This window comes from Bradyrhizobium septentrionale, from assembly GCF_011516645.4.
GTDB lineage: Bacteria > Pseudomonadota > Alphaproteobacteria > Rhizobiales > Xanthobacteraceae > Bradyrhizobium > Bradyrhizobium septentrionale.
The window spans coordinates 8,449,663-8,470,565 of record NZ_CP088285.1; the positions used below are offsets into that span (position 1 = coordinate 8,449,663).

The following is a 20,903-nucleotide window of genomic DNA, read 5'->3' on the forward strand; positions in this document are numbered from 1 at the left end:
GGAGGGGAAAAACTGCTCTGATGAGTGCGGAACGGATTACCTAATCGGCGGTGCCCAGCGCAATGAGAAATATGTCGAGCGGCTCTCGGTCAATCCTGAACACTTGCCTGAACGTCGTCGCGGCGCTGATGACCGTGGCGCCGGCTGCGCTGTTGACCCCCGCGCAGGCCGCCGAGTGCCAGCGCAAGGACGCGCTCGGCACCTCGCGTGTGCTCGAGGTCGATCCCGCGACCTATCCGCGCGTCGGGCTGAAGAGCTTCCCGCAGACCCTGCCGCTGCGCGACGGCGAGATCGTGCTGACCTTCGACGACGGCCCGACACCGGGCACGACCGACAAGGTGCTGGCCGCGCTGGCGAGCGAATGCGTGCGCGCCACCTTCTTCATGGTCGGCCGCAACGCGGCTGATCATCCCGATATGGTCCGCAAGGTCGCGCGCCTCGGCCACACCATCGGCTATCACACCTGGGACCATCCGCATCTCAACAAGCTCCCGTTGGACCAGGCCGAGGCGAACATCAATCGGGGGATCGAGGCGGTCGGCAAGGCCCTGCGCGGAACCGAGAGCACGACCCCAAGCACGCCGTTCTTCCGGTTCCCCTATTTCGAGTCGACGCCCACCCTGCTGGATCACCTGGAAAAGCGCGGTATCGCGGTGTTCGGGGCCGATTTCTGGGCCAGCGACTGGGTCAAGATGTCGCCTGAGGAGGAACTCAAGCTGCTCACCGGGCGGCTCGAAGGCCACCGCAAGGGCATTATCCTGCTGCATGACGCGCAAATGCGAACCGCCGAGATGCTGCCAGCCTTTTTAAGGTATCTGCGTGAGCATAATTATCACGTCGTCCACATCGTCCCGGCGGCGATGAAGACCGTGTCCGACCGGTCACATTGAACCCGGAACCAGAACTGGATTACAGACCGTTAAGGCGGCGTTCATGGCGCCATACCTAAGGATTCGTCAGTGCGTTTGGAATGCGGCCGAATTTGATGATTGCGAACGTCCTGGTGATTATCCGGAAGCGGTCGCGGACCGTGATCGGCGCGGCGCTGCTCAGCTGCTGCTTCATGGCGCCGCAGGCCGTCCGCGCTGCGGATTGCCCGGGTAACCCCAACGCACTCGGCACCTCGCGAACCCTCGTCGTCGATCCCATCGAGCATCCGCGGATCGGCACCATGCAGTATCCGGAGACGCTGCCGCTCGCCGATCACGAGGTGGTGCTGACCTTCGACGACGGGCCGCTGCCGAAATACAGCAACCAGGTGCTGGCGATCCTCGCCAGCCAGTGCGTCAAGGCGACCTTCTTCACCATCGGCTCTCAGGCCCGTTTCAATCCGGAAGGCGTGCGCAAGCTGATCGCGGCCGGCCATACCGTCGGCACGCACAGCCAGAACCATCCGTTGACGATGAACAAGATGCCGCTCGAAAAGGTGAAGCAGGAAGTCGACGACGGCATCGCCTCGACCCTGGCCGCGCTCAACGGCGACAAGAGCAAGCTCGCGCCATTCTTCCGGATTCCCGGCCTGATGCGCGCCGAGATCCCGGAAGCCTATCTGGCGTCGCAGGGCATCCAGGTGTGGAGCGCCGACTTCCCGGCCGACGACTGGCGCCACGTCTCGCCGCAGCGGGTCTATGATCTCGCGATCCAGCGCATCGAGGCCAAGCACAAGGGCATCCTGCTGCTGCACGACATCCAGCCGCGTACGGTGGCGGCGCTGCCGCGAATCCTCAATACGCTGAAGGAGCGCGGCTACCGCATCGTTCACGTCGTGCCCGCAACGGCGGACCGCCCGGCGACGCCGACCGAGCCGCAGCAATGGTTCATGCATCCGCCGACCGAGACGGTCGCGATCACGCGCTGGTCGAAAATTCCGAACTTCGTCTTCACCGCGACGCGGACGCTGCCAGCGCCTGTGTTTGCCGACATGGATTGGCGCGACGCCGACATCCTCGATCACGCGCAGCGCAGCCGAATCGCTGGGCCGGTCCGCACGCTGTGGCCGCAGCCGCAGCTCGCGCAGCTGGCGGCGGTCTCGACCTTGCCGATTCCCGCGTCCGATGTGTTTCGCGTTCCCGAAGCGCTGGACCTGACCCTGCTCGCGACGCGATCGGCGGCCAGTCGCCGGATCGCGCAGCGTCCGACAATAGCCCCGGGCGCTGTCGCACCGCGCGCGCAGGCGATCTCCGCGCGACAGGCCAGGCATCCGAAGCAGGCCGCGCATCAAGCGCCCGCTGCGGCTCACGGCAGAGCCCACGCCGCACCCCGGCCTGTCGCGCAGCCCAATGAGAGCAACGCGTCTGTCCGAGTCGCCAATTTGAAGAAGCGCACCCCGCGTGCCGAGGCCTCGGCGGCGGCCAGCAAGCGCGTGCCCGATTAGAGCGTGATCCTGGCTCGGGACGTGGCTTGCCGCGAAGCCGGAGCAACCGCTCCTGCTTCGAAAAATCCAGCGATTTCAAGGATCAGCTGAGGTGTGGTGCGCTCGGAGGTTCTACGATTCGACGAACAATATCAATGACTTAGACGCACCCACCGGGATTTATCGCACCATTGAATCATAACGGCAATTTTGAACGATGCACCCACCCTGTTTCGCAGACGGGGCACCCCAAGGAGACCACATGAACATCGTCCACCGCGCGCGGCAGTTCGCCCAGCGCGCCCACAAAGACCAGAAGCGGAAATGGACCGGCGAGCCCTACTTCGTGCACCTGCAGGAGGTCGCCCTGCTCTGCGCCCAGCACGGGCTAAGCAAGAAGGCGATCGCGGCCGCCTATCTGCACGACACGATCGAGGACCAGCCCGTCACCTATGAGGATCTGGTCGGCGAGTTCGGCCGTGAGGTCGCCAGTATCGTATTCGACCTGACTGACGCGCCCGGCGGCCCCGGCACCCCGACCCGCAGGGAGCGTAAGCTGGCCGACCTGGCCCGCCTCGAGCGGGCCAGCTATGAGGCCCAATCCATCAAATGCGCCGATCTGATCAGCAACACCTCCAGCATCGTGCGCCACGACAAGGACTTCGCCCGGACGTACCTGCCGGAGAAGCGTGCGGTGCTGACGGTGTTGACCCGAGCTGACGCGGACCTCCGGGAGATGGCGTGGAAACGCCTCCGGGAAGCGGAGGCGCTGCTCGATGCGTAAGCTCGTCACCATCAAGTTCGGCTCGCACCTGTACGGCACCACGACCCCCAGCTCGGACCTCGACTACAAGTCGGTGTTCGTGCCGGCGGCGGGTGCTGGCCCGTTTCCGACCACGGTGGCCTGTTTTGAAAAACGCAGTGGCCTGATTTCAAGACTGAAATTTGAATATTCGTTCCTTGTATGTTCTAGCCCGTCGGTAGTGGGTCAGTTTGAAAACTGACCCCGAAAAATTTCGCTTGGTTAATTGCGGAGATCGGGATGCGGACTCGCCCATATAGGAAACCTATAGCTAAAGTCGGCGCATGGGATTGCCAGCAAGAATCGCTTTGGGGATCGCGCTTGCCTGCGTCAGCACGCTCGTCGCAAGAACGGCTTTCGAAATCTGCTACCGCTCTGGGTTCTATCCGGAAGTCTGGTTCGCAGACTTAACGATGGGCGTCCTCAGCAATCACTTGGCTTTTTGGCTGCTCCTTTGCGTCACGGCCTTTGCAGTATGGATCGCGTTGGAAATTGCTGCGCGCCGGTGGCTACGCGCGCCGGTCAATCCCATGTTGGTTGTCCCTCAAAAATCAGACGACAAATTCGGAATCCCGACGCTGACGCAGTATTCGCCTCCAGTCCCGTCCGGGCTGTACACAAGGGAATGGGTTCTAGTCTACAACCCCTCAAATCCTAGGGGCCGCAAGAACCTCTCGTTCAAAGAGGACGGCACGATTGGCTATGGCCGAAATCATAACGAATGGCGATGGAGCTACGCTAACGATCATCTAGATATCTGGATGAAGGACAACCGCCTGCACAATCGGTTCAAATACGATCCGCCGAGTGGTCGATTCCATTCCACGAATGATCTGGAAATGCATGGGCTGGTGAAGAACCAAGTTATTTATCAAGGAAAGGTCTAGTTCTTTTTTCCATTCTCAACGAGCCACGCGCGCGACTTGTCCTTGATCCATTCAAGCGCTTCATTCTCGCTTTGGAAACCAAAGACGCTATCCACTTCTCCGCCGCGCCACATGACGCTGACCGAGTGGCCCTTGCCGATGGCGTACTGACGGACGACGAACTGATACTCAGGCTTGAAGTTCGCCAGCTCCCACTGCTCCAACATCACAACCAGGTCTTCCATCTCCCAAAGCTTGTCAGTCACGCCAGCAGCCATTGCAGGCGTCACCTTGAGCGTCTGATGGATGCGAACGAAGTTGTAGTACATCGTATGCAGCGCAATCGCCGCAGCGTGGTTCTCGACTTTCTTTGAGAAGGCGTTCGTCAACCGCGTGAATCGGCGCATGTGCATCCGCATGGTGAGGTTGCTGCGCTCAGCATAGGACGTGCTGATGTGCTTCCACTCCGGGTTGCCGCTCTTTGGCTCTTTGCGAGCGCCAATGCACTTAGCTGGGCTGTAACGGACTTCCGCCTCCGGGGCCGCGCCATACAGCTTGATTAGCATCGCGTAGTCCACCTCGCCGCCAAACGCAGCATCAACGGCTTGCAGGTAAGGCGCGTGCCCATCGCTCGTTAGCTGGACTCGGTTGGCGATCCTGCTTTCAAGATCATGGGTGAACGCCATAGCCGCGTCCAGATCGCGAGCGCCAAGCAGCCAGCTCACAATCAGCTTTGTGTCGGCATCGATGGCGGTCCACGTCCAAACGTCGCCAGCGCTCGCCGGAGCGGCCTTAGCGCCCTTCACGTTCGCAGCCTTGGCGTAAACGAACGACCAGATTTCATCCATCTGGACGCGCTTGCAGGTCAGGTTCCGCAGCATCTTGTCTTGATAGGCTGCGCAGGCGTGGCCAGCATCCACCAACAGCTTGGCAACCGTGTTCTTGCTGGCCCCGGTCAGACGCGTAATGGCGCGGATCGACTGCCCTTCGCAGAGGAGGTGCAGGATTTGGGCGCGCGCCCTTCGGTCCAGCTTGTTCATGGCCGGACTATATGACCCTTTATGCTTAGCGTCACGAAAGAAAGCCACTTTAGAAATCAATTCGAAAGTCGAGGGTCTTCTGGGCTGGACACCTCCCTGTTCCACGTACAACCTGCGGCAGTTTGAATCGCCCGGTTCAATTGCAATTAACATTTGTTGACTTATATGGCAACAATAGAGGATGATCTAAAAGCGGCTGGACTGGAGCTTTTTGATCTCCCCGATTGGGAGACTAGGAGCCCGTCCAGATATGTTTTCGTGACGGGCATTTGTTGTAGAGTAGCAGGCTCAGGCTGCGTTTGCGAGGTTGAACAGCTTGAGGAGGTTATGGACGGTGCAGATCATTGTCCACTCGGCGCGCACTTTCTCGATGCCCCGCAACAGGAACTGGCGGAAGCCTCTTGCCTGTTTGATCTGCCCGAACACCGGCTCCACTACTTGCTTTCGCAATCGGTAGGGTGTTTCGAAGCCGCCATCGTCGATCTTCTTTCGCATGGCCTGTGTCAGCGGGCCGCCGACTTTTCCGTTCGCTACTGTCGGGTGTTTGGCGCGTCCGGGCGCGACATAGCCATCGATGCTGCGTGTGTCGAGCGCTTCGAGATTGGCTTCGCTGCAGTAGCCGGAATCCGCTGAGGCCTGCCGCGGCTTGCGGCCAAGATTGCTCTCGATGGCCTCGATCAGGGGCACCAACTGGCCCTGATCGCTGCCGTGCTGGGTCAGTTCTTGCGCGACAATGATCTGGGCATGTGCATCGACGGCCGCCTGGGCATTATAGGCCTGAACGAAGCCATCCTTCGACTTCATGATGCGGCTTTCCGGATCGGTGAAGTTGCGTTGCGCCTTGGGATTGGGTTCCTCCGATGGCAGCGCCGCCGGTTTGCCCGGCTTCTTGCGGCCTTCGGCCTGGCGCTGCTGTTCCTTTTCGGCCTCGATGCGGCGCTCTTCCTCCGCCGCCAGTTTGGCGTCCGCTTCCAGCGCCGCCATCGCTTGCTGGATCTTCGCCAGCCGTTTCTGCTTGTCGACGGTCCAGTCCGGCAGTTCGTCGCTGTTGCCGAAAGTCTCATCCTCCGAGGCATCCGCCGCCTCGGCGGCCGCCAGCATGCGAGCGACCTCGGCCTTCAATTCCGCCTCGCGCTTCTTCATGCGCTCATAACTCATCGCCTTGTGTTTCGACGCGTTCGCCTTGATCTTCGTACCATCCAGCGCGACATGACCGAGCTTGACCAGCCCGGCCGTCTCGCACAACTTCAGAACCTGCACGAATAGCGCGCCGAGCGCCTTCAAATGTCGCTTGCGAAAGTCGCTGATCGTCCGAAAATCCGGCGCATCCAGCGCCACGATCATCACAAAATCGTTCCGCTCCCGGCAGGCCTTGGCAATCCGACGCGACGAATACAGCCCACTCGCATAGCTATGCAGCAGCAGCGCCACCATCATCCGCGGATCAAACGGCGGCTGCCCAAGCCCGCTCACATAGCTGCCCATGATCTCCCTGAGATCGAGGCTCTCCCGCACCAGATCAACCATAAACCGCGAGACATGGCCTTTCGGCACGAAGTCCTGCACATTCGGCGGCAGAAGCAGCGTCTGATCGATGTTCCAAGGCCGAAAATACTTGCTCATCGCCCAATGTTGAATCAGACCCGACCAGATTTGAACAGCGACTATCCAGACAAGCTCCTAGCCCGTCTTATTCGTCAGAGTGCGCCTGAGAGGCTGGCGAGCGTGGTGTAAAGCGCTGATGCGGCGTAGGATTCGGTTGCGAAGCCAACCCCATCACCTCAACCGCGAACGCCACGCCCGCCATGACCGACGATACGATTCTGCCCTTCTCGTTTCCAGCCGTTCACGCCAAGAAAGTCACAGCTGCCTTCGATGGCGGTCGGCTGACCTCGAACGGGGGCGTGATGCTTCTGGCGATGGCCGAGCGGCGTCTCGGCTTGGCCGACAATTTGGCCCGGGTGTTCCCGGATCGGCGCGATCCGACGCGGGTCGTGCACAGCCTTGTCGATATGTTCCGCGCGCGCATGTTCGCGATCTGCTGCGGCTACGAGGACGCCGACGACCTCGATCATCTGCGGTCCGATCCCGCATTCAAGCTGGCCTGCGGACGGCTGCCGGACACGGGTCGCGATCTGTGTTCCCAACCGACGCTGTCGCGGCTGGAGAATGCTCCGCGCCTGCGCGACGTGATCCGACTGACCTACACTTTGGTCGACGCATGGATGGATAGCTACCCGCGCGAGCCGGCATCCGTCACGCTCGACATCGATGATACCTGCGATGTCGTCCACGGCCATCAGCAGCTCTCGCTGTTCAACGCTCATTATGACGAACGCTGCTTCCTGCCGATCCACGTCTACGACACGGAGAAGAGCCGGCCCGTGGCGGTCGTGTTGCGGCCCGGCAAGACGCCGGGCGGCGTCGAGGTGCGTGCCCATCTGCGCCGCCTGATCCGGCATATCCGGACGCGGTGGCACAACACGCGAATTACGTTCCGTGGCGACGGGCACTATGCCCGGCCGGAGGCCATGGCGTGGTGCGAGACCAACGGCATCGACTACATCTTCGGTCTGTCCGGCACCAAGCCGCTCGCCAGAAAACTCGACGAGGCCGCCGACGACATCCGCACGCGACGCGCCATCGAGAACCTGCCGGTTCTGCGTGGCTATACCGAGACGCGCCACAAGGCCAAGTCCTGGGATCGCGAACGGCGTACCGTCGCCCGTATTGAGGCGACGATGCTCGGCCTCGACATCCGTTTCGTCGTCACCAGCCTCGATGTCGGCTCGGCCGAGTGGATCTACGACAGCCTGTATTGCGCGCGCGGCCAAGCCGAGAATCTGATCAAGCTGCATAAGACACAGCTCGCCTCCGATCGCACCAGCTGCCGTTCGGCGCTCGCCAATCAAGTCCGCCTCGTTCTCCACACCGCCGCTTATTGGCTGATGCTGACCGTGCGCGACGCGATTCCCAAAGCCCGGGAATTGGCCACAGCCGAGTTCGCGACGCTGCGTCTTCGTCTCTTGAAACTCGCTGCCCGTGTCGTCGAGACCACGAGCCGCATTCGCCTTGCGTTTGCCGCGGCATGTCCCGAAGCCGACCTGATCCGCGGCTTGCCAGGCGCGCTGCTGCCGCTCGGTCCTTGACCGGCGGGGCATCCGCCCCCCGTTCGCCCAACCTACACCTCAAGCGCGTTGCAAAGTACGGGTCGGTCAGGCGGTGAAAAGCCGAAGGCAATCCCGCGCGCCTCGTCAGAGCAGATGTGCGGCCACATCAAGCGGACTAAAAAACGCACTCTCACGAATAGGACGGGCTAGATTGCCCATCCGACAGCTGTGGATCGCGCCATCGTTTTGGGAGTGGTTTGATGCGGAGGAGGCCCTGCACGACCTCAAGCGCAAGAGTGGCGGCAAAACTTTAGGTGAGCACATCATCCAAATGTTTTGCGATCTGAGGTGCTCAGAGCGGCCAGGTGCTGGCGACGTCCGCAAGATGATGCCGACAAAAAAACACGTCTGGAAACTGCACCCCCCAAAGTCGCGGCTCTACGGATGGGCTGTCCGCGAAGAATGTCTAGCAATTATCTATGGAGCGACAGAGAGTGCCACGAAAGACAAGAGCGACGGAAACATAAGCAACAAAAAGAGAGATGAAGTTATTGGCTTCATCAAAGCAAGCAAGCTAACAAAGCACATATTTATGGGAGACTACCTTGCCCTCTTCCCGCCCAAAGCCAAACCCTCGACGTAAAATGTTCCTCAAGCTGGCCGGAATGATCGAAAGCCAACTTCGGGATGCATACGCGCGTAGACATGAGGCAGGCAGGCTCACTCAGTCCGGTATAGCAAGAGAATTGGGCGTGAACCGTTCGGCAATACATAATCGCCTGAGCGGCACAACAAACATGACCATTGAAACCATCGCCGATATGGTTTGGGCGCTTGGTCACGACATCGATGTCAAAATAGTCGATCCGGAATTGAAGGCGGACGCGAATTACTTTCTAGAGGAAGAGTGCGAGGAGCTTGTTGACCCTCCAGCGTTCGAAACTGCGCGCGATCCAGTTAATGACAACGGGCGCCCCATAATTGAATACGCCTTATGATTGCCCCGGTTTGCTTTGCTCTTTTTTGTGAGGACATAAGGCGAGAAGGCAATGGCCGTGACACCATAATTGGGGTGATGCCAGCCGCAATTCGCGTCTCTAAGTTTCCGGGAGCGCTCCGCAGGTTCTCGGTCTATTACCGAATAAGACTGCCGCTTGACCACGATCCAAGCGAGCGCATCTTCATCAACCTAGACGCTGACGGCGTGAGCGACGTGCAAATTGTGGATGAAGATGGGCTTTCGGCGGAGAGCTTAGAGCGTCTCATTGCGAGGACCAAAAGGCAGAAGGCGCCACATGTTGAAATCAACGCAAGGCTACGCCTTGATGATTTTCCCCTGATTGGTGCCGGTCAGATTCGAGCGGTTGCAATCGTCGGAGAGCAAAAGCTGGTGGGTGGCTTCATCAATGTCGAGCTTAGGGACGACGCCACCGCTTCGCAGCAGCCTTCCGAGCAATCTCGGTGCGACGCTCGGGACTCATAGCGTCAGCGCGCGCCTTCCCGCCCTTTCGCCCTAGCTCCACCGCAGCCGGGTCTTTGTCCTCTTCCTCCGGCGTAGGATCGCGGTCTGGCGTCTCGCCTGTAGCGATATCAATGATTCGCTTGGCGAGCTGGTTGGGGTCTCTAGGGCGTTTGGGGGTCATTTCGCATAACCCTGCGATCTTAGCCAAGATATCTTGCGGTTCCCATCTATCCACGCGCGGGCGTCCTCGTTGCTTGTGAGGCCGTCGATGATCCTGATTTCCGCCCCCGGGACACTGGCTTCAATTTGCCAATTGCCCTCGGCGATCCGCTTGGGAGTGAAGGTGACACGAGGAGATTTGCTCATCCTCCGAATATGCGCCGTTGACTGTCAATATTCCAGCCCGGCCGGCCGCCACAATCAAACTGACCCACTACCGTATTCGTGAGAGTGCTTTTTTTAGTCCGCTTGATGTGGCCGCACATCTGCTCTGACGAGGCGCGCGGGATTGCCTTCGGCTTTTCACCGCCTGACGACCGGTACTTTGCAACGCGCTTGAGGTGTAGGTTGGGCGAACGGGGGGCGGACGCCCCGCCGGTCAAGGACCGAGCGGCAGCCGCGCGCCTGGCAAGCCGCGGATCAGGTCGGCTTCGGGACATGCCGCGGCAAACGCAAGGCGAATGCGGCTCGTGGTCTCGACGACACGGGCAGCGAGTTTCAAGAGACGAAGACGCAGCGTCGCGAACTCGGCTGTGGCCAATTCCCGGGCTTTGGGAATCGCGTCGCGCACGGTCAGCATCAGCCAATAAGCGGCGGTGTGGAGAACGAGGCGGACTTGATTGGCGAGCGCCGAACGGCAGTTGGTGCGATCGGAGGCGAGCTATGTCTTATGCAGCTTGATCAGATTCTCGGCTTGGCCGCGCGCGCAATACAGGCTGTCGTAGATCCACTCGGCCGAGCCGACATCGAGGCTGGTGACGACGAAGCGGATGTCGAGGCCGAGCATTGTCGCCTCAATACGGGCGACGGTGCGCCGTTCGCGATCCCAGGACTTTGCCTTGTGGCGCGTCTCGGTATAGCCACGCAGAACCGGCAGGTTCTCGATGGCGCGTCGCGTGCGGATGTCGTCGGCGGCCTCGTCGACTTTTCTGGCGAGCGGCTTGGTGCCGGACAGACCGAAGATGTAGTCGATGCCGTTGGTCTCGCACCACGTCATGGCCTCCGGCCGAGCATAGCGCCCGTCGCCACGGAACGTAATTCGCGTGTTGTGCCACCGCGTCCGGATATGCCGTATCAGGCGGCGCAGATGGGCCCGCACCTCGACGCCGCCCGGCGTCTTGCCGGGCCGCAGCACGACCGCCACGGGCCGGCTCTTCTCCGTGTCGTAGACGTGGATCGGCAGGAAGCAGCGTTCGTCATAATGAGCGTTGAACAGCGAGAGCTGCTGATGGCCGTGGACGACATCGCAGGTATCATCGATGTCGAGCGTGACGGATGCCGGCTCGCGCGGGTAGCTATCCATCCATGCGTCGACCAAAGTGTAGGTCAGTCGGATCACGTCGCGCAGGCGCGGAGCATTCTCCAGCCGCGACAGCGTCGGTTGGGAACACAGATCGCGACCCGTGTCCGGCAGCCGTCCGCAGGCCAGCTTGAATGCGGGATCGGACCGCAGATGATCGAGGTCGTCGGCGTCCTCGTAGCCGCAGCAGATCGCGAACATGCGCGCGCGGAACATATCGACAAGGCTGTGCACGACCCGCGTCGGATCGCGCCGATCCGGGAACACCCGGGCCAAATTGTCGGCCAAGCCGAGACGCCGCCCGGCCATCGCCAGAAGCATCACGCCCCCGTTCGAGGTCAGCCGACCGCCATCGAAGGCAGCTGTGACTTTCTTGGCGTGAACGGCTGGAAACGAGAAGGGCAGAATCGTATCGTCGGTCATGGCGGGCCTGGCGTTCGCGGTTGAGGTGATGGGGTTGGCTTTGCAACCGAATCCTACGCCGCATCAGCGCTTTACACCACGCTCGCCAGCCTCTCAGGCGCACTCTGACGAATAAGACGGGCTAGTGCCTACCGCGATGCTTGGGGAAATCTCAATAAGCACCGCCCTAAACTCGTCGCTTGACATGTTCTTGTTTTGTTCTATGATACAAGTCTGCTGTCGATGAGGTGATTCGCACGAATGCCCAAGCAGCAACGGATTCGCGACCCCCTGCACGATCTAATCCAGTTTGATGTTGAGAGATCGCAGCTAGAGGGCGTCCTCTGGCGCGTCCTGCAGACCCGTCCGTTCCAGCGCCTCCGGCGGATCAAGCAGCTCGGCTTTTCGGACTTCGTTTATCCGGGCGCTACTCATTCGAGGCTCCTCCACAGCGTGGGGGTTTTCCACACCGCGCGAAGGCTCATGAGAGTGATCGAAAAGTACCTTCCCGCCAAAGATGCTCGCGTGGATCAGGCGCTCGCCGCAGCACTTGTGCACGATCTTGGACATGGACCATTCAGCCATGCGTTCGAGAAAATCGGCGAGCGGTTCGATCTCAAGATGGCAAATCACGAGGCCGTCAGCGACATGCTCATTCGAAACGGAGAGGTTTCCGATGTGCTGCGTGACATGGGCAGCGGCTTTGCAAACGACGTGGCGGACATGGTTAGCGGCAGTGGCACGCCAACGATCTACTCGGCAGTCGTGTCAAGCCAGTTCGATGCTGACCGCCTCGATTACATGAGACGCGATCGCCTCATGGTTGGCAGTCAGCACGCGGGGATCGACTTTGAGTGGTTGGTTGAGAACCTCGAGGTTGGCGAGGTGCAGCATGGCGTCGACGAAACCTCGCTCAAGCCCGTTCAAACCTTTGTCCTTGGGCGCAAGGCCATCTTCGCCGCCGAAGCCTACGTGCTTGGGCTTTTCCAACTCTATCCAACCGTTTATTTTCACAAGGCAACGCGGGGCGCGGAGAAGATCTACACCGAGCTGCTGACCCGCACCATAACCCTGATTAAGGACGGCTCGATCGAAAAAACTGGTCTTCCGAAAACGCATCCGCTCGTCAAGTTTGCTCAAACGCCCGATAATATCGATTGCGCGCTATCGCTCGACGATACGGTTATTTGGGGTGGGCTTTCCCTTATGGCTGACAGCAACGACAAATGGATCGGCAGTCTCGCTGAGCGCTTGCGAGATCGCAAACTCTACAAGTGCATCGATGTGCGGGCTAAGATTGCGCATGATAAGGACGATGGTGCGGCCTCGTCTTCAGAGGCCGACGAGGTGTGCGCTGGCGTCCGAGACGAGATTGTGAAGTGCTTGGATGAATGGTCCGCCAAATCCCCCGATGAACCTCCGCGGATTTTGATCGATGAGGTCGAACGGTCCCCTTACAAAGAGTTGACCGAGGGCGCGAAAGGTCCGCTCAGCCAGATTAATATCCGTACTGAGGGTAACCACTTGGCCGATCTTTCAAAGCGGTCAAACGTTGTGGCGGCACTTAAGACCTACAAGGCCTTCCGTCTTTACCACGCCGATGGTGATGAAGAGGCTCGAAGGAAGGTGATGGAAATCGTAGACGCGGGGATATCAAAATGGCCGGCATAGATTACGCACATGGAGCAGCAGCTATCGTTCGCGATGCAGGGGGCCACATCGTAGGGCGTACCAAGTTTCAGAAGATCGCCTTCTTTCTGGAAGCGGCAGGCGTCGGATCAGGTTTTCCTTTCCGGTACAAGCACTATGGACCCTACTCCGAGTTGCTCGCCGCTGCAGCTCAGCATGCAGCGGCCTTGCGGCTGATCGTCGAAAACGAATCCGTTGCAGCTTGGGGTGGGCAGTATTCGACCTTCTACACTCAAATGCCTGCCGATCCTTCGATGCACCCCGCTCGCGCGCGACTCGCGCAAGAGATGGCAAATGCCGATGCCGTGGAACTTGAACTGGCTGCCACCGCCGCTTTCCTAGCGTACGAGAGATTTCCTGACCCTTGGGCTGAAACAGCTCGCCGAAAACCGGAAAAGGCAGAGGGCGGACGGCTTGAGCGAGCGAAGCAGCTGTACCTACGCCTTCAACAAATACCGGCACCTCATCAACTACCAGCGATTTGACGGCAGGTTGCAACTAGCCCAACCGCCTCGGCCGCCAGCGGGCACCCGGGTCGAGTTCGACAAGAAAGGCTGGAGGCATTAGATCATCGCCGCCTACCAACACTTAGTCTAGCTGGTGTTAGAAGTAGCGTCCCGACAGATTGGCCGACAGAAATGGGCTGCCGGCGTAGTGGCCGAAGGGCTACCGTACCGACGAAGTCAACCACGGGCGGTCTGGCACAATCTTTGGGGGCTCGCCCCCCATTACTCGCCTTTCTACCCGGTTGCGGCGGGTAATTGGTGTGGTTGCTACATGACATGAGGCTGGGGCCGCGCGCCAAACGTCATTCTGGCGGGCGCTCCAATCGGACGACCAAGCCCCGGATGCCGAACCCGACGGCTGCTGCGCCGCATCGCCAGATCGGCCAACGTTAATCGCCGGACCCCATCTTCACCATTTAGCTTGTGGCGTTTGCGCCATAATACCGCAGCGGCGAACAATACTTGCTCCGAGAGACCGCACAACCCTTGCATTTTCTTAGTTCGCACCACAGCTTGCGGGTGATCGCGCTTCTCGAAAAGGGTAATCGGATGAACGACAAAATCCCGGCGGAGCCGCCAGTTGGGCAAGGCATCAGCATGATCTCGCTTAAGAAGGAGATCGACGAACTGCGGGAGGAAATCCAGCAACTTAAGAAATTCATAAATGACAATATCTGGGATCCAGGGCGTGTAGGCAAACAGCCGCACCCCTAACCCGTCTTATTCGTCAGAGTGCGCCTGAGGGGCTGGCGAGCGTGGTGTAAAGCGCTGATGCGGCGTAGGATTCGGTTGCAAAGCCAACCCCATCATCCGGAGCGGGTTCGGACCGATGAGCGTCGCCCAATATCAAAGGCTGGACGAAGCATGCCGGTTGCCCGATACGGCTTTTCATCTCCGGAGACGAGAGCAGCTTCTACATCGGGACCGACGAGCAGCACGAGCTGCGCATCGAGATCCCGCCGACGTTCTGGCGGACCTTTGGCGAGCTGCCGACGATCTTGACCGTCGCAAACTGGAATGAGGACTGAGCTGGAATGTTAGCGTTTATGAGTTACCAGACTGCCGACCGCGAAATCGCCGCGGGCGTCGCTCAACTTCTCGACACTCTCGGCGTTCAGTCCTTTATGGCCCACGAGCATATCGAAGTCTCCGTCGAGTGGCGCGACGAGATCCTCCGCCAGCTCGGCTTGGCCGATCTTTTCGTGCCGATCTTGAGCCAGCGGTACTACGCGTCGATTTGGTGCAAACAGGAGTCCGGGATCGCAGCCTTTAGGCGTATGACGTTGATCCCGCTCTCCTTGGACAGCTCAATCCCCCAAGGCTTTATCAGTCACGTCCAGTCATCGCTCCTTCAGGGCGGCCAGGCCACGTACCATCAGCTTATGCGCGGCGTAGCTTCTCGGGACATCCGTTTTGCGATTGACGCTGGAATCAGGCTTGTGGCTGATGCGCGCAGCTTCAGGCAAGCCGAATATCATTTCGAAGCCGTTCGCCCCTATCTCCACGGCGCGAGCGACCAGCAGGTCACTCACTTGCTAACGGTCTCAGCCCAGAACGGGCAAGTGTGCCACGCCAGCCTATGCGCCCGTGACTACCTGCCGCCACTCATGCAATCGCACGGACACTTATTGCCACTAGATGTGCGCGAAGGGCTTTCGCAGGTATTAGCCCAATATGCACCCCCTCCGCCGACCGTGCGTTAATAGGTGCACATGAACGATTTTTTGGACCTCGATCCATACGAGGATTTGCCGGATGATCCGGAAGAGGCCTTCCTTAATCTAACTAGCTTTGGCGTCTGGTGCTTTGGTGGCAAGCCGCTCAAGCAAGATTTTGGCGTGATCGAGCCTCGTGTTCATGGTGAGAGCTATTGGCACGGTGAGTATTCCTCGCTGGTGATTCGAAACGCTCTCAGCTTGGTAGAGAAACCGGGCAATACTACTGGCGGTTGGCGGCTATCCACGATCCCCACAGGCATGCTCAGCTTTAAAGCAGCCAGTTTTTCAGAGGAATTTTGTTGGCCGGTGTGTATTAATGTATCGCCCCTCCAAAAAGTGTGTATTAATACACACATGAGGTCAGCAGATGTCATCAGGGTCCTGAAGGACGATGGGTGGAAGCCGGTGGCCCAGAAGGGCAGCCACATCCAGTTCAAGCACCCGACAAAGAGCGGCCGCGTGACGGTACCGCATCCGAAGCGTGACATCCCTATCGGCACTTTGAGGAGCATCGAAAAGCAAGCCGACCTGAAACTAAGATGAGATCGCAGACGGGGCATGGCGCCCTGATCCCAAGGAGGGGAGAATAACATGCGACACTACATTGCACTGATCCATAAGGATGCAGACAGCGACTACGGCGTGTCATTTCCGGATCTTCCTGGCGTTGTAACTGCTGGAACGAATTTAGATGATGCGCGCGCCATGGCAACGGAAGCTCTGGCTCTTCATCTAGAGGGTATGGTTGAAGACGGCGAAGCCGTCCCAGAACCCTCCTCCCTTGAGGAGATCATGGCAGATGCCGAGAACAGGGACGGCGTTGCCGTTCTAATTCCTGTACCAGCGACGGAAGTGAAGACGGTACGCGTCAACGTCACTCTTCCCGCCGATGTCTTGAACGAGATTGACCACTACGCTGAACAGCATGGTTTCACGCGTTCTGGTTTTCTCGTTCAAGCCGCAAAGAAAGCGATCGCGGCGTAGCCTGATCAACAGGCCACGGCGCCAGCCGTAGACACACATGCACCTCTTCCTCCGCCCCACCCGTCATAGCCGGCGACAAGCTTGAGAACGATTTCGCGGTGATCCACGAGGGCCGGAAGGTTGGCCGGATCAGGTTGGCTACTGAGCCCGCCAGCCTCCAGCCCGGCTGGGACTGGCACATCACCGTCCCGCTTCCGGTGCACCCGTGGTGCAACGGCACGGCAACCGATCTGGACGGCGCCAAGGCGGCGTTCCGGGAAGCGTGGGAGCGGTTCTTCGCGACCCTCTCGCCTTCCCGACATCGAATACTGGCACCACGATCAGGACGCCGCGGAAGCACGCACGCGGCACAAATAAGGAGTCGAATGTTTGAGGCGCTTGCCGAATGGTATCTCAGCCGACGCGGCCGCATGGTCCTGCTGTCAATCGGCGTTTGACTGGCCCCCCCCGATTGGATGCCTGATCACCCCGAAAACGGGGTCCTTATTCCATGCCGAAACACAGTCCTGCCGCGCCGCTTCGTCGGCTTAGCGGTCGGCGGCTACGGAGCGGCCGTAGTCCGAGAGAACGAGGTCGTGATGGCCCGTGCCGGCGAACAACGTTCCGTTCATTGCGGTGAACCATAGCTTGGTGATGTTTGATCCGCCGCGAACGTAGGATTCACGGTCCCCACCCCGGATACCTATATCCGGGACATGCTCAAATCGCCCTATGCACCCTGCCTGCCGACCCGGGGAACCGCCGTTCCCGCGCGCGACGAATGGCTGCACGAAGTCAAGCACGACGGGTACCGGCTGATCGTCCAGCGCGCCGGCAAGGCTGTGCGCCTGTTCACCCGCAACGGCCACGACTGGACCACGCGCTACCCGCTGATCGTCGAGGCGGCGCTGCGCCACCGCGCGCAGCGGTTTGTGCTGGATGGCGAGGCGGCCCTGCTGGGCGTCGACGGCCGCTCCGACTTCGACGGCCTGCACTCGCGCCAGCACGACGACGAGGTCCAGCTCTATGCCTTCGACATGATCGAGCTCGACGGCGAGGATCTCCGCAAGCTGCCGCTGTCGATGCGAAAGACCAATCTGGAACGGATGCTGGCCCGCCGGGTCGACGGCATCCATCTGGCCCCGTTCGAGACCGGCGAGATCGGGCCCGAGCTGTTCCGCCACGCCTGCCTGATGGGCCTCGAAGGCATCGTCTCCAATTCTCCAAGCGCGTGGACCGCCCCTACCGGGCCGGCCCCTCGAAGGACTGGGTCAAGGTGAAGAACCGCGAGCACCCGGCAATGTACCGCGTCAGGGACGCGCGATCGCGCAGGCCTTGAAACGCAAAAAAGGCCCCCGAGCGCCCTGTGAGGGGCGCCCGGGGGCCAATTGATGTTCCAGTCTTAGAGCGCGTTCAGCGCGACCTTGTCATAGGCCGCGTAGACCTTCTTGAGCCACGCGCGCGCGTAGCCCTGCAGCACCTCCGACTGCGACTTGTCGGCGATGTAGGCCTCGAAGCCCACGCCGAGCCGGTCGATCGTGTCGTTCGCCATCGTGTTGAGCTGCGGGATCACGATGGCGTCCTTGGCGGACGCCGGCAGGCCGGCGAACTTGGTGCCGTTGGTGTGGTTGAGCAGCACGTGATGGGTGGCGCCCTCCACCGCCTTGGCGGTCGCGTCGATCTCGTCGAATGACGCCTGGCTGGAGCCGATGACGTGGACGACTGAGATCCGCAGCCGGCCTTCCTTGACGCCGTCGAGGAAGCCGATCTCCGACAGGGTCGCCAGCGTGGTCGAGAGCAGCGTCGCGCGGATGTCGATCAGCGTGACCTGCGCCTCGCGCAGCTTGTCGAACACCTTCATCTGGTCGTCGGACTGGGTGAGGTCCACGACCTCGACGTCCCAGTGGAAGCGCTTGAACACGCCGTTCGGCGCCTCGGTGTCGAACGCGCGAACCGAGATGCCGTGGGCGTGGAAGTAGTCGCGCAGGGTGCGGGAGACGGTCGTCTTGCCGACGCCGCCCTTGTCGGCGCCGACGATAAGGACGTGGGGGCCCATGTAGGGTACCTTTCTTTCTGTGGTGGAGGACTATTTCGCGACCACGCTCGACGGCAGGCCGCGGAGGCCGTCGTTCTGCCGTTCGAGCCGGTCGATCAGTTTCTGCATCTCGTCGTAGCGACGATTGACGAGAAGCATTTCGAGGCCTTCGAGCCGCTCCATCCGTTTCTCGTCGGTGGCGGCTCGATAGTTGATCTCCTCTCGCGGAACGAGGTGTTCCTTGAGGGTCTTGATGTCGGCCTGAATCGGGGAGAGCGCTTGACTGCCGACGAATGCCAGCGTGGTGGTGATGAGGCCCGCCGCCGAGATCAGGATGCCCCACGGCGTGCGATTGCGTTCGCCGAGCTGGGTGCCGAGGGACGACAGGGCCGAGCGAAACTCGGTCCCCAGCGCCGACCCCATCTTCTCGATCTTGCCGTCCAGCCCAAGGATGCGGTCATTGATCTGGCTGATGTCAGCATCAATGCCGCCTACCTTGACCTGCAGCGCCCTGACATCGGTCGCGAGCGTCGCTCCGTCAACTGCCGTCGTCATTACTCGCTCCCCGCTGCGCGAGCGCGCACGTTGTCGTACCACTCACCGCTCTCCTTGAGCCGGCCATTCGCCTCGTCCAGCGCATCGCGCGTCTGTGCGAGGCGTGCCTTGCCGCTATCGTTTAGCTTTAAAGAAGGGACCGAGACGGGGGACATGAAGCCGGGGCGCCCGGGCAGGTCGCGGGACTGGGCCGCAAACTGCGGGGAGGTGTGCCCGCATGCCGCGCAAATCGTCGCAAGTGAGAGCATCACCATTGACCGGAGGAGGAAGGTGAGCGGCCGCCGCATCAGCTTCGGCCTTCGCAGCACGCTGCTCGAGCTCCTTGACATAGTCTGCAGTCCTTTCCTTTTCATCGGCAGCGCGGCTCGCGATCCCCGCAGCCTTGAGCTTGGCTTCGGCCGCGGCTTTCTGCGCGTTTTCCTTGTCGGCATTCGCCGCGTCGATCTGCGACTGCAGCGCGGCGGTCTGGCACTCGGCTTCGGCAGCCGAGCGGCCCATTTCGTAGAGCTTGAAGCCGGAAGCCCCGAGGGCTGCGGCGATCAGGCCGGCGACGATCACGCCGGCCGCAAAGCCCGAGATCTTCAGTCCGAAGAGGCCCGCAACACGGGCGAGGAAGGTGGCGACTGCGCCGGTAAGCATCAGGCCCTCCCCGCGCGGTAATCATCGACATGGCGTCGCTCGATCTTGTCGGCGACGAACCAGACGGCCAGGCCAGCGGCCGCCAGCACGACCAGCACCACGACCGCCGCGCCGATGACGACCCAGCCGGTCTCGGAAATCCCGAGCCCGCCGACCGCCTCCTTGGCGCTGGAGATCGCGGTCGCCTTCTCGGTGACGAGGCCGAGCGCGCCAGTGACACCCAGACCGGTGCCGCCGCCGAACAGCCGCCCGCCCCACCCCTTCACCTTGTCGGTGAAGGAGATCGTGTCGGACCCCTGCTCGCGCAGATCGGAGGCCGAGGCGTTCGCCCGCTCCTCGGACACTTCCGGCGGCGTCGCCTTGGCGAGCGCCGTCAGGAAGTCGTCGTCGATGGTCGGCGTCAGCGGCAGGCCGTTCTTGTTGCGGAAGGCCAGGATCGCGTCCTCGGTCTTGCCGTGCGGCGTCAGGTTGCCGTCGACGGCACCGACCTGCGGATAACCAAGCTCCCGGAGCTTCTGCTGCACATGGGCCACCGTGTCCGGATCGACGTGATCCGGCACGGAGGCCAGCGCGGCGAAGGCCTGCGGATGCGCCGTCTCGAGCCCCCTCTCGAACAGCGCGGCTTCCGCGTCGCGGCGGTCGCGCAGACCGCGCGAATCCGGCCACAGCCGCTTCATGGAGCGGATCAGCCCCGGGATGCGTTCCAGATTGCCGGACTTCACGCATGAGCGGATGTCCCGCATCTCGGCAAAGCGCGGGCCCGCGTTGGAGAACGAGGCGCCGCGGTTGAACACGACAGACAGGAGAACGCCCTTGCAGTCGGGCGCGAGCTCGTCGACGCCCGGACAGCCATGGCGGAGCATCGCCATGTAGCGCGGCACGTCGTGATTGGAGAACACGTCCTCGGCGACATCCCACGGGATGTCGACCACGGCGCGGAGCTTCTGGGCAAGTGCCCGGGCAGGAACACCGGTGACGCCGCAGGTCTTGGCGAGCGCCTTGACCATGGCGTCGGGGATCTTGCCGGACCAGTCGGCGATGAACTGAGCGCGGCTCGTCTGTCCGACATCGTATCCAATGCCGATGGTGACGCCGGACTGCTCGCCCGGCCACTCGGGATGACGATAGCGGTGCTCATAGACCTCGCGGCTCGAGACTTCCGACTCGACAATAAGGTCGAATGCGGCCTGCGAAATGCCGTGCAAATCGAACATGGTTTCTCCGGATTTAAGATTGCGGGAGCC

At 61.0% G+C, this 20,903-nt stretch carries 22 protein-coding genes and 1 pseudogene; 15 read left to right on the forward strand and 8 right to left on the reverse strand.

Going from position 1 to position 20,903, the window contains the following annotated elements; translation table 11 throughout:
- The first annotated feature begins 128 nt into the window (after positions 1–128).
- The 5 genes from HAP48_RS42225 (at position 129) to HAP48_RS42245 (ending at position 4,042) form a co-directional block, all read left to right on the forward strand.
- Positions 129–890 carry a polysaccharide deacetylase family protein gene (locus HAP48_RS42225; RefSeq protein WP_166205642.1) on the forward strand — a complete coding sequence of 254 codons (762 nt, stop codon included), beginning with the start codon at positions 129–131 and terminating at the stop codon, positions 888–890.
- A gap of 95 nt (positions 891–985) precedes the next feature.
- A complete protein-coding gene (locus HAP48_RS42230) occupies positions 986–2,374 on the forward strand; it encodes a polysaccharide deacetylase family protein (protein WP_166205643.1) in 1,389 nt (462 codons plus the stop codon).
- A gap of 241 nt (positions 2,375–2,615) precedes the next feature.
- Entirely contained in the window at positions 2,616–3,137 is a 522-nt protein-coding gene (locus HAP48_RS42235; protein ID WP_166205644.1) for an HD domain-containing protein, read from the forward strand.
- The gene (locus tag HAP48_RS42240) at positions 3,130–3,357 is read left to right on the forward strand and encodes a hypothetical protein (RefSeq protein WP_166205645.1); all 228 of its coding nucleotides are present in this window, start codon (positions 3,130–3,132) and stop codon (positions 3,355–3,357) included. Before HAP48_RS42235 ends, HAP48_RS42240 begins: the two co-directional genes overlap by 8 nt.
- Positions 3,358–3,439: 82 nt before the next feature.
- A complete protein-coding gene (locus tag HAP48_RS42245) occupies positions 3,440–4,042 on the forward strand; it encodes a hypothetical protein (protein ID WP_166205646.1) in 603 nt (200 codons plus the stop codon).
- Here the strand turns inward: HAP48_RS42245 and HAP48_RS42250 are convergent.
- Complete coding sequence (locus HAP48_RS42250; protein ID WP_166205647.1) at positions 4,039–5,061, reverse strand: DDE-type integrase/transposase/recombinase; 1,023 nt, start codon at positions 5,059–5,061, stop codon at positions 4,039–4,041. The two genes, HAP48_RS42245 and HAP48_RS42250, sit on opposite strands and share 4 nt — an antisense overlap.
- 288 nt (positions 5,062–5,349) lie before the next feature.
- Entirely contained in the window at positions 5,350–6,684 is a 1,335-nt protein-coding gene (locus HAP48_RS42255) for an IS1182 family transposase (protein ID WP_166202952.1), read from the reverse strand.
- Positions 6,685–6,866: 182 nt separating this feature from the next.
- Here HAP48_RS42255 and HAP48_RS42260 point away from each other — a divergent pair, with 182 nt between their 5' ends.
- From HAP48_RS42260 to HAP48_RS42275, 4 genes are all read left to right on the forward strand, one after another.
- On the forward strand, positions 6,867–8,210 hold the full coding sequence (locus HAP48_RS42260) for an IS1380-like element ISBdi2 family transposase (RefSeq protein ID WP_166204320.1): 1,344 nt from the start codon (positions 6,867–6,869) through the stop codon (positions 8,208–8,210).
- A 172-nt stretch (positions 8,211–8,382) separates the two neighbouring features.
- A complete protein-coding gene (locus HAP48_RS42265; RefSeq protein WP_166205648.1) occupies positions 8,383–8,814 on the forward strand; it encodes a hypothetical protein in 432 nt (143 codons plus the stop codon).
- A gap of 1 nt (position 8,815) precedes the next feature.
- Positions 8,816–9,169, forward strand: coding sequence for a helix-turn-helix domain-containing protein (locus HAP48_RS42270; RefSeq protein WP_166205649.1), 354 nt, complete (start codon positions 8,816–8,818; stop codon positions 9,167–9,169).
- Positions 9,166–9,654: a DUF6941 family protein gene (locus tag HAP48_RS42275; protein ID WP_166205650.1), complete on the forward strand. Its 489-nt coding sequence runs from the start codon at positions 9,166–9,168 to the stop codon at positions 9,652–9,654. The genes HAP48_RS42270 and HAP48_RS42275 overlap by 4 nt, the downstream gene beginning before the upstream one ends.
- Positions 9,655–10,231: 577 nt before the next feature.
- On the opposite strand, the pseudogene HAP48_RS42280 reads toward HAP48_RS42275, so the two are convergent.
- Positions 10,232–11,575 (reverse strand): annotated as a pseudogene (locus HAP48_RS42280) (IS1380 family transposase).
- A 240-nt stretch (positions 11,576–11,815) separates the two neighbouring features.
- Between HAP48_RS42280 and HAP48_RS42285 the strand changes: the two are divergent.
- Together HAP48_RS42285 and HAP48_RS42290 are read left to right on the forward strand one after the other, a co-directional pair.
- Positions 11,816–13,225, forward strand: a complete 1,410-nt coding sequence (locus tag HAP48_RS42285) for an HD domain-containing protein (protein ID WP_166205652.1) — start codon at positions 11,816–11,818, stop codon at positions 13,223–13,225.
- Positions 13,213–13,728 carry a hypothetical protein gene (locus tag HAP48_RS42290; RefSeq protein WP_166205653.1) on the forward strand — a complete coding sequence of 172 codons (516 nt, stop codon included), beginning with the start codon at positions 13,213–13,215 and terminating at the stop codon, positions 13,726–13,728. Before HAP48_RS42285 ends, HAP48_RS42290 begins: the two co-directional genes overlap by 13 nt.
- Before the next feature lie 288 nt (positions 13,729–14,016).
- Here the strand turns inward: HAP48_RS42290 and HAP48_RS42295 are convergent, their stop codons facing one another.
- The gene (locus HAP48_RS42295) at positions 14,017–14,457 is read right to left on the reverse strand and encodes a hypothetical protein (RefSeq protein ID WP_166205654.1); all 441 of its coding nucleotides are present in this window, start codon (positions 14,455–14,457) and stop codon (positions 14,017–14,019) included.
- Positions 14,458–14,795: 338 nt separating this feature from the next.
- Here HAP48_RS42295 and HAP48_RS42300 point away from each other — a divergent pair, with 338 nt between their 5' ends.
- From HAP48_RS42300 to HAP48_RS42315, 4 genes are all read left to right on the forward strand, one after another.
- A complete protein-coding gene (locus HAP48_RS42300; RefSeq protein ID WP_166205655.1) occupies positions 14,796–15,452 on the forward strand; it encodes a toll/interleukin-1 receptor domain-containing protein in 657 nt (218 codons plus the stop codon).
- 369 nt (positions 15,453–15,821) lie between these two features.
- Entirely contained in the window at positions 15,822–16,010 is a 189-nt protein-coding gene (locus tag HAP48_RS42305; RefSeq protein WP_166215656.1) for a type II toxin-antitoxin system HicA family toxin, read from the forward strand.
- Between the two features lie 48 nt (positions 16,011–16,058).
- Complete coding sequence (locus tag HAP48_RS42310; RefSeq protein ID WP_166205656.1) at positions 16,059–16,451, forward strand: type II toxin-antitoxin system HicB family antitoxin; 393 nt, start codon at positions 16,059–16,061, stop codon at positions 16,449–16,451.
- Between the two features lie 695 nt (positions 16,452–17,146).
- Entirely contained in the window at positions 17,147–17,710 is a 564-nt protein-coding gene (locus HAP48_RS42315; RefSeq protein WP_224496819.1) for an ATP-dependent DNA ligase, read from the forward strand.
- A gap of 122 nt (positions 17,711–17,832) precedes the next feature.
- On the opposite strand, the gene HAP48_RS42320 is transcribed toward HAP48_RS42315, so the two are convergent.
- The 4 genes from HAP48_RS42320 to HAP48_RS42335 all read right to left on the reverse strand — a co-directional run bounded on the left by HAP48_RS42320 (position 17,833) and on the right by HAP48_RS42335 (position 20,873).
- Entirely contained in the window at positions 17,833–18,486 is a 654-nt protein-coding gene (locus HAP48_RS42320) for a P-loop NTPase family protein (protein ID WP_166205657.1), read from the reverse strand.
- A gap of 30 nt (positions 18,487–18,516) precedes the next feature.
- Positions 18,517–19,020, reverse strand: coding sequence for a hypothetical protein (locus tag HAP48_RS42325; protein WP_166205658.1), 504 nt, complete (start codon positions 19,018–19,020; stop codon positions 18,517–18,519).
- A gap of 114 nt (positions 19,021–19,134) precedes the next feature.
- Positions 19,135–19,659 carry a hypothetical protein gene (locus tag HAP48_RS42330; RefSeq protein WP_166205659.1) on the reverse strand — a complete coding sequence of 175 codons (525 nt, stop codon included), beginning with the start codon at positions 19,657–19,659 and terminating at the stop codon, positions 19,135–19,137.
- Positions 19,659–20,873, reverse strand: a complete 1,215-nt coding sequence (locus tag HAP48_RS42335; protein ID WP_166205660.1) for a peptidoglycan-binding protein — start codon at positions 20,871–20,873, stop codon at positions 19,659–19,661. The genes HAP48_RS42330 and HAP48_RS42335 overlap by 1 nt, the downstream gene beginning before the upstream one ends.
- Positions 20,874–20,903 lie beyond the last annotated feature (30 nt).